This window comes from Streptomyces mesophilus, from assembly GCF_040300965.1.
Lineage (GTDB): Bacteria > Actinomycetota > Actinomycetes > Streptomycetales > Streptomycetaceae > Streptomyces > Streptomyces mesophilus_A.
The window spans coordinates 1-6,886 of record NZ_JBEPEW010000251.1 but is presented as its reverse complement, the minus strand read 5'-3'; the positions used below and the strand labels follow the sequence as shown (position 1 = coordinate 6,886).

Sequence of the window (6,886 nt, the reverse complement as noted above, 5' to 3'; positions counted from 1 at the left end):
CTCGGCGCGGCCGAGCGCGAGCGCCGCGCCGAAACGTCCGCGCCGCGCCTCGAGACGCCGGGCCTCCCAGCGGGACGCCTCGGCGTCGCGGTCCGGCAGATCGGCGAGTGCGGGACCACGCCACAGGGCCAGGCCCTCGTCGAACAAGGCCGTCGCCTTGACCGCATCATGATCGGCCAGCGCACCCGCCGCCTCGGCGGCCAGCCGCTCGAAGCGGAACGCGTCCACGTCGTCCGCCTCGGCCACCAACCGGTAACCACCCGGGCCGAGTTCGACGGCATCGGCGCCGATGCCCCGGCGCAGCCGGCCGACCAGCGCCTGCAGCGCGCCGGCGGCGTCGGCGGGCGGCTCCCCGCCCCAGACCTCGTCGACCAGACGTCCGACCGTGACGGCCCGCCCGGGGGTGAGCGCGAGCACGGTGAGCACCGCACGCAGCCGCGCACCGCCCAAGGTCACGGCGGTGCCGTCGGACTGATGGGCCTGGGTGGTGCCGAGGACGGAATAGCGCACGTGCGCCATTCTCCCTTGTACGGCGCCGAGCCCTGAGCCGACCTCGGCCCCCTTTGCCCAGCCCTTGCCCGGCCTGCGTCCGACCCCGCCCTCGCCCCGTACCCGTCCCTCCCGGCCCGACCCCTGCCCCGCCCTCGCCCCGTCCCCGTCCCTCCCCGTCCGTCCTCGCCCCGCCCTCGTCCGCCAGGAACCCCGCACGCCTACGATCCGTTGCCCTCACGTCACCGATAGCGTCGTACCGTACGCATCATCCGACGGCAGGAGCCCGGCCCATGACCACCGCCATCCGGCGCAGCGACCGGCGGATCAGTCCCGTCTTCCTCGGCATCGTGGCCGTGACGGCCGCGGGCGGCTGGGCGGCATGGACGGGGTTCGCGGACAATCCGGGCGTCGCCGTCTTCGTGTTCGTCACGGGGGCGTGGATCGTCTCGCTGTGCCTGCACGAGTACGCGCACGCGCGGACCGCGCTACACAGCGGCGACATCTCGATCGGCGCCAAGGGCTACCTCACGCTCAACCCGCTCAAATACACCCATGCCCTGCTGAGCATCGTCCTGCCGGTGCTCTTCGTGATCATGGGCGGGCTCGGTCTGCCGGGCGGTGCCGTGTTCATCGAGCGCGGGCGGATCCAGGGCCGCTGGAAGCACAGTCTGATCTCGGCCGCCGGACCGCTCACCAACGTGCTGTTCGCGATCGTGTGCACGGCGCCGTTCTGGCTGGACGCGCTCGACGGCGTACCGCTCGTCTTCCGGTACGCGCTGGCGTTCCTCGCCCTGCTCCAGGTGACGGCCGCGCTCCTGAACTTCCTGCCGGTCCCCGGACTCGACGGCTATGGCGTGATCGAGCCGTGGCTCTCGTACAAGATCCGGCGCCAGGTGGAGCCCTTCGCACCGTTCGGGCTGCTCGCCGTGTTCGGTGTGCTGTGGATCCCCGAGGTCAACGTGGCCTTCTTCGACCTGATCGACTCGCTGCTCGGCGTGCTCGGGATCGAGGAGTTCGAGTCGTACTGCGGGCAGAACCTCTACCGCTTCTGGGCCGAGGAGAACCCCGGGTGCCAGATCGGCGGTTAGCGGCTCCGGCCGGTGACCGACCTGCGGGTCATCCCGCGACGGGCCCGCGCCGCGCCCGTCCCTTCTTGAAGTAGTACCAGGTCATGTTCGAGGACAGACCGGCGATCAGCACCCAGACGATCCCGAGCAGGCTGCCCTGCCAGAAGGAGACGACGGCCGCGGCCACGGCGAGGACGCAGACGATCAGCGCGTACAGAGCGAGGCGGGGCATGGGGACGGCTCCTGTCGGGTGTCACATTCGGTGCTACGCCGACCAGTGTCCCTCATGCCCCGCCCCCCGCTGTCAGCGAGTGGCTCAGACGTCCGTCACCCGCAGTCCGGCGTGGGCCTTGTAGCGGCGGTTCACCGAGATCAGGTTCGCCACGAGCGCCTCGACCTGGCGGGCGTTGCGCAGCCGCCCGGCGAAGACCCCGCGCATGCCGGGGATGCGGCCGGCCAGGGCCTGCACGATGTCGGTGTCGTCGCGTACCTCGCCGAGCACCATCACATCGGTGTCGATCTCCTCGACCGACTCGTCCTGCAGCAGGACCGCCGAGAGGTGGTGGAAGGCGGCCGTGACCCGCGAGTCCGGCAGCAGGGCGGCCGCCTGCTCGGCGGCGCTGCCCTCCTCGACCTCGAGCGCGTACGCGCCCTTCTTGTCGAAGCCGAGCGGGTTGACGCAGTCCACGACGAGCTTGCCGGCGAGGTCCTCGCGCAGCGCCTGAAGGGTCTTGGCGTGGCCCTCCCACGGCACGGCGACGATCACGATGTCGCTGCGCCGGGCGCACTCGGCGTTGTCGGCGCCCTCGATGCCGAGGCCGAGTTCGTCGGCGGCGGTCTGCGCGCGGTCCGCGGCGCGCGAGCCGATGATCACCTTCTGGCCGGCGCGGGCGAGCCGGTAGGCGAGGCCGCGGCCCTGGTCCCCGGTGCCGCCGAGCACACCGACGACGAGGCCGGATACGTCGGGCAGCTCGCGTGGGTCCCTGGCGGGGGCCTTGGCGGGGTCCTTCGCGGGCGCTGCCGCAGGGGCATCATTCGTAGTCATGGCGCTGACGATACTTGCTGGTAACGGCCTGTTCAGTTCCGCCCGTACGTGCTATCTCTTCGGCCCGTATGTGTCACCGCCACGGCCCCGCTACGGCAGGATGCGGGCGAGCGGTATCCGCCGGAAGGTGATCGTCTCGTACGCGCTGAAGTCCCCGGTCTCGTAGAGGAGACCGAGGGTGTCCGCGTCGATCCGTACGAGATCGGAGTACGCGGCGGGGACCCCGCTCACCGTGTGCACGGGCCGCCAGGTGGAGCCGTTGTCGGTGCTGGCGCGGATCGTCATCTGCGCACGGTGGCCCGGGTCGGCGGGGCCGGAGTAGAGCAGCGGGCCGTCCTCGAGCTGGAGCACGGAGCCCTCGACGACCGGGCCGGTGAGACAGGCCTGCGGCCGGAAGGCCTTGACGAGGGTCGCGCCGCCGTCCTTGGACCAGGCCTCGGCGCGGTTGCCGGGTGCGGGCGAGTCGTTGCGGGTGTTGAAGTAGACGAGGCCGTCGGGGAGTTGGGCGGCGGTGGTCTCGTTCACGTTGATCAGGCCGTCGGTGTCGTCGTCGACGTATCCGATCCGCCAGTTCTGTCCGCGGTCGTCGCTGAGCAGGCAGTGTCCGCCGTTGTAGTGCCCTTCTGTGCCGTCGTCGCCGGAGCCGGCCGCGGGCGGCAGCGAGTGGTTGGCGGGGACGACGATCCGGCCGGAGGCCAGTTGGATCGCGTGGCCCGGCGTGGTCGCGTACCACCGCCAACTCGCCCTCTTCACCTGGGCGGTGATCTCCCGCGGGCTCGACCAGGTGAGCGCGTCGTCGTCGGTGTGCATCACATACACCCGGCGGCCCTCGGCGGCGGAGACCTGGCCGCGGCGTATCCGGGCCTCGGTCGCGCCGCCCGCGTTGCGGATGTGGACGAGCAGGACGCGGCCGTCCGCGAGGACGACGGGGGCCGGGTTGCCCGCGAGGTGGTCGGCGTTGCGGGCGACGACGGCGAGCGGGCTCCAGGTGCGGCCGCCGTCGGTGGAGCGCTTGAGGACGATGTCGATGTTGCCGGCGTCGGAGGCGGAGGCGACCCGGCCTTCGCAGAAGGCGAGCAGCGTGCCCGCGCGGCTTGCCACCACGGCGGGGATTCGGAAACTGGCGTAGCCCTCGCGGCCGCCTCGGAACGGTACGGACACCTCGCTCGCCATCAGGCCCCCTGGTCTGTACGTCCGGGGCACCGACGCTCTCAAGGCGAACGGAACGAACGGTGAACGGCCGGAAACCGTACGGGTGTCAGCGGTACACGGCCAGTCGCCCGCACAAGTTCCGCACGAGCGTTGGCCGTACACGGTCAGTTGCACGCACGAGTTCCGCACGCCCGTACGACCCTACGGCACCCGCCGTCGACCGCTCGGGACACAGATAAGCCGAACCCGCCTGCGTCCCACCCCTCTTGGGGCACTATGCGAACCATGGACGCCGTCAGGGTCGCGCTGCTGCGCGAAGTGCTCGCCGGTACGGAGTGGCCGTCCGCCACCCGCCGTTTCGCCGCGTCCCTGCGCGGCTCGGTGGTGCCGCACGGCGGCGGACTGCTCCTTGTCGGCACCGAGGAGTACGAGCCGTGGCATCTGGCCGCCCACCTCGTGGACGAGGCGGCCTGGTCCGGCACGCCGGAGCTGACGCCGACGCTCGTACGGCATCAGGTGCGGGCCTCGGATCCCGCGCATCTTTCGGTGGGCCTGGGGCGTATCGAGGCGGCCCGCAGCGGCGAGACGCTCCTGGTGGTGGCCCCGGACGCACCCGGCGAGGGGCTGCTCTCGCGCGTGCACGACGCGCGGCGGGCTGGGGCCACGGTCCTGGCGCTCGACACGGGCGGGGGCGAACTGCCTTCCCTGGCCCATGAGTTGCTCAGCGTGCCGCCCTCGCGCGAGCTGAACCTGGACACGGTGCAGCATCTGGTCAGCGCGGCCGCGGGCGAGAACTGCCTGCCCTCGGCGGCCCCGAGCCTGCGCTCGGGCCGCCGGCTGCGCGACCGGCTCTCCCGCCTGGCCGACCAGCTGACGGCGCCGCCGCCGGCGCGCTGGTGAGCGCGGACCGGCGGGGCGCCACAAGCACCCCGCCCGCCCCGACTCTCAGGCGCTGAGCGGGAACTCCTCACCAAGGGCGCGGAACACCCCGGTGTTCAGCGCGAAGGCCCGCTTGCACTCGTCGATCACGCGCTGCTTCTCCAGATCGTCCACCGCGAGGCCGTCGAGCAGCTCGCGGTAGCCGCGCTTGAACGCCGCCGGGTTGGAGATCTCCTCGAAGACGTAGAACCGCACGCCGTCGCCCTTGCGGCTGAAGCCCCAGGTCTTCTCGGCCTTGTCGCGGATGATCTGGCCGCCGGACAGGTCGCCGAGGTAGCGCGTGTAGTGGTGCGCGACATAGCCCGCGGGCCAGCTGCGCGCACACTCGGCGACACGCTCCGCGTACACGGCCGTGGCCGCCAGCGGGGCGAGGGTCTCGCGCCAGCCCTCACCGCCGTGCAGATGCGTGAGGTCGCGCTCGAGGGCGGCCGTGCGCATCAGCTCGGGCTGTATGAACGGACCCGCCACCGGGTCGCCGGCGAGGGCCGGTGCCGCGTCCTCCAGCGCCCGGTACACGAACCACAGCTGCTCGGTGTAGCGCGTGTACGCGTCCACCCCCAGCCGACCGCCGAGCAGGTCACTCATGAACGTCGAGGTCTCGGCCTCGGTGTGCTGCTCGTGCGACGCGGTGCGGATGACCGTCGAGAAGGGCGTGACGGATGTGTCCACAGGGACCTCCGGGTCCGAAGAAGCGGGAAACTATGCTGATCCTCGTACTTAGGTTTGCCTAAGTCAATGGGTTCCCGACGGCCTGTCGGGAAAGTTTCCGGACTGGCTGTCGGTAAAACCTCCCGGGCGCAGAAAAACCCTTCCGGGCAACGCGAAGGGCCCGCCGAAACCGACGGGCCCAGCGGGTGCGGGGTGGAGCTCAGGGAAGGGTCAGGATCTCCGCTCCCGTGTCCGTCACCACCAGTGTGTGCTCGAACTGCGCGGTGCGCTTCCTGTCCTTGGTCACGACCGTCCAGCCGTCGTCCCACATGTCGTACTCGTGCGTGCCGAGCGTGAGCATGGGCTCGATGGTGAAGGTCATCCCCGGCTGGATCACCGTCGTGGCGTGCGGCGAGTCGTAGTGCGGAATGATCAGGCCGCTGTGGAACGAGGAATTGATGCCGTGACCGGTGAAGTCGCGCACGACCCCGTAGCCGAACCTCTTCGCGTACGACTCGATGACCCGGCCGATGATGTTGATCTGGCGGCCCGGCTTCACGGCCTTGATGGCGCGGTTGAGGGATTCGCGGGTGCGCTCGACGAGCAGCTTCGACTCCTCGTCGACGTCGCCCACGAAGTAGGTGGCGTTGTTGTCGCCGTGCACGCCGCCGATGTACGCGGTGACGTCCAGGTTCACGATGTCGCCGTCGTTCAGGACCGTGGAGTCCGGAATGCCGTGGCAGATGACCTCGTTGACGCTCGTGCACAGCGACTTCGGAAAGCCGCGGTAGCCGAGCGTCGACGGGTAGGCGCCGTGGTCGAGCATGAACTCGTGGGCGATCCGGTCGAGTTCGTCGGTGGTGACGCCGGGCGCGATGTGCTTGGCGGCCGCCTCCATCGCCTGCGCGGCGATCCGGCCCGCGATCCGCATCGCCTCGATCGTCTCGGGGGTCTGCACCTCCGGCCCGGTGTACGGCGTCGGCGCCGGCTTGCCCACGTATTCGGGGCGCCGGATATTGCCGGGCACGGAGCGGATGGGAGAGAGCTCCCCTGGTACGAGCAGCGACGGGACAGACATGTCAGTGAGTGTAACGAGCGCACATCGGGCACGATGGCGGCGTGGGAGCGCATCAGCCGCCCGCGGGAAGGGAGCCGGGCATGGCCCTGTTCAAGAAGCGCACGGTCGGCAAGCCGGGCGAGTGGTACTACTGCCTGGAGCACAAGAAGGTCGAGGAAGGACCCGAGTGCCCGGGCAAGAACCGCTTCGGCCCGTACGCCACACGGGAAGAGGCCGCACACGCGATGCAGACGGCCCAGGAGCGCAACCTGGAGTGGGAGACGGACCCCAAGTGGCACGACCGCGAGGGGGACGACGACAGAAGCTGAGCTGCGGGGGTGCGGTGCGGGTCTAACCCGCGCCCGGGGGGGTGCGGATGTGACGCGCACCTCCACCGGCCCGCAGCCGCGGAACCGGCGGAAGGGGACGGGGAGGGGTGCCAGTTACACGGGCGCCCCCGACGTCGGCGGCAACCCTTCGCGGGAA

General features: G+C 71.0%; 9 protein-coding genes. 3 read left to right on the top strand and 6 right to left on the bottom strand.

Features of this window, described 5'->3' with window-relative positions; translation table 11 throughout:
• Positions 1 to 519 (bottom strand): AfsR/SARP family transcriptional regulator (locus ABT367_RS40040; protein ID WP_352258731.1); only part of this gene is annotated, 519 nt, incomplete at its 3' end.
• A 263-nt stretch (positions 520 to 782) separates the two neighbouring features.
• Here ABT367_RS40040 and ABT367_RS40035 point away from each other — a divergent pair.
• Positions 783 to 1,580, top strand: a complete 798-nt coding sequence (locus tag ABT367_RS40035) for a site-2 protease family protein (RefSeq protein ID WP_165333378.1) — start codon at positions 783 to 785, stop codon at positions 1,578 to 1,580.
• Between the two features lie 28 nt (positions 1,581 to 1,608).
• Here ABT367_RS40035 and ABT367_RS40030 read toward each other — a convergent pair whose 3' ends face one another.
• The 3 genes from ABT367_RS40030 to ABT367_RS40020 all read right to left on the bottom strand — a co-directional run bounded on the left by ABT367_RS40030 (position 1,609) and on the right by ABT367_RS40020 (position 3,777).
• Positions 1,609 to 1,791: a hypothetical protein gene (locus tag ABT367_RS40030; protein ID WP_352258729.1), complete on the bottom strand. Its 183-nt coding sequence runs from the start codon at positions 1,789 to 1,791 to the stop codon at positions 1,609 to 1,611.
• A gap of 84 nt (positions 1,792 to 1,875) precedes the next feature.
• Positions 1,876 to 2,604, bottom strand: a complete 729-nt coding sequence (gene npdG, locus ABT367_RS40025) for an NADPH-dependent F420 reductase (protein ID WP_352258727.1) — start codon at positions 2,602 to 2,604, stop codon at positions 1,876 to 1,878.
• A 90-nt stretch (positions 2,605 to 2,694) separates the two neighbouring features.
• The gene (locus ABT367_RS40020; RefSeq protein ID WP_352258725.1) at positions 2,695 to 3,777 is read right to left on the bottom strand and encodes a sialidase family protein; all 1,083 of its coding nucleotides are present in this window, start codon (positions 3,775 to 3,777) and stop codon (positions 2,695 to 2,697) included.
• Positions 3,778 to 4,041: 264 nt separating this feature from the next.
• Here ABT367_RS40020 and ABT367_RS40015 point away from each other — a divergent pair, with 264 nt between their 5' ends.
• Positions 4,042 to 4,656: a hypothetical protein gene (locus ABT367_RS40015; protein WP_352258723.1), complete on the top strand. Its 615-nt coding sequence runs from the start codon at positions 4,042 to 4,044 to the stop codon at positions 4,654 to 4,656.
• Positions 4,657 to 4,701: 45 nt separating this feature from the next.
• Here the strand turns inward: ABT367_RS40015 and ABT367_RS40010 are convergent, their stop codons facing one another.
• Complete coding sequence (locus tag ABT367_RS40010) at positions 4,702 to 5,364, bottom strand: heme oxygenase (biliverdin-producing) (RefSeq protein WP_352258721.1); 663 nt, start codon at positions 5,362 to 5,364, stop codon at positions 4,702 to 4,704.
• A 199-nt stretch (positions 5,365 to 5,563) separates the two neighbouring features.
• A complete protein-coding gene (gene map, locus ABT367_RS40005) occupies positions 5,564 to 6,421 on the bottom strand; it encodes a type I methionyl aminopeptidase (RefSeq protein ID WP_352258719.1) in 858 nt (285 codons plus the stop codon).
• Between the two features lie 80 nt (positions 6,422 to 6,501).
• Here map and ABT367_RS40000 point away from each other — a divergent pair, with 80 nt between their 5' ends.
• Positions 6,502 to 6,729, top strand: coding sequence for a hypothetical protein (locus tag ABT367_RS40000; RefSeq protein ID WP_352258717.1), 228 nt, complete (start codon positions 6,502 to 6,504; stop codon positions 6,727 to 6,729).
• Positions 6,730 to 6,886 lie beyond the last annotated feature (157 nt).

Bases quoted from the DNA above. Each gene is read 5' to 3' on its own strand.
- map (WP_352258719.1), bottom strand. From the start codon at position 6,421: ATGTCTGTCCCGTCGCTGCTCGTACCAGGGGAGCTCTCTCCCATCCGC.
- ABT367_RS40035 (WP_165333378.1), top strand. From the start codon at position 783: ATGACCACCGCCATCCGGCGCAGCGACCGGCGGATCAGTCCCGTCTTC.
- ABT367_RS40000 (WP_352258717.1), top strand. From the start codon at position 6,502: ATGGCCCTGTTCAAGAAGCGCACGGTCGGCAAGCCGGGCGAGTGGTAC.
- ABT367_RS40020 (WP_352258725.1), bottom strand. From the start codon at position 3,777: ATGGCGAGCGAGGTGTCCGTACCGTTCCGAGGCGGCCGCGAGGGCTAC.
- ABT367_RS40030 (WP_352258729.1), bottom strand. From the start codon at position 1,791: ATGCCCCGCCTCGCTCTGTACGCGCTGATCGTCTGCGTCCTCGCCGTG.
- npdG (WP_352258727.1), bottom strand. From the start codon at position 2,604: ATGACTACGAATGATGCCCCTGCGGCAGCGCCCGCGAAGGACCCCGCC.
- ABT367_RS40015 (WP_352258723.1), top strand. From the start codon at position 4,042: ATGGACGCCGTCAGGGTCGCGCTGCTGCGCGAAGTGCTCGCCGGTACG.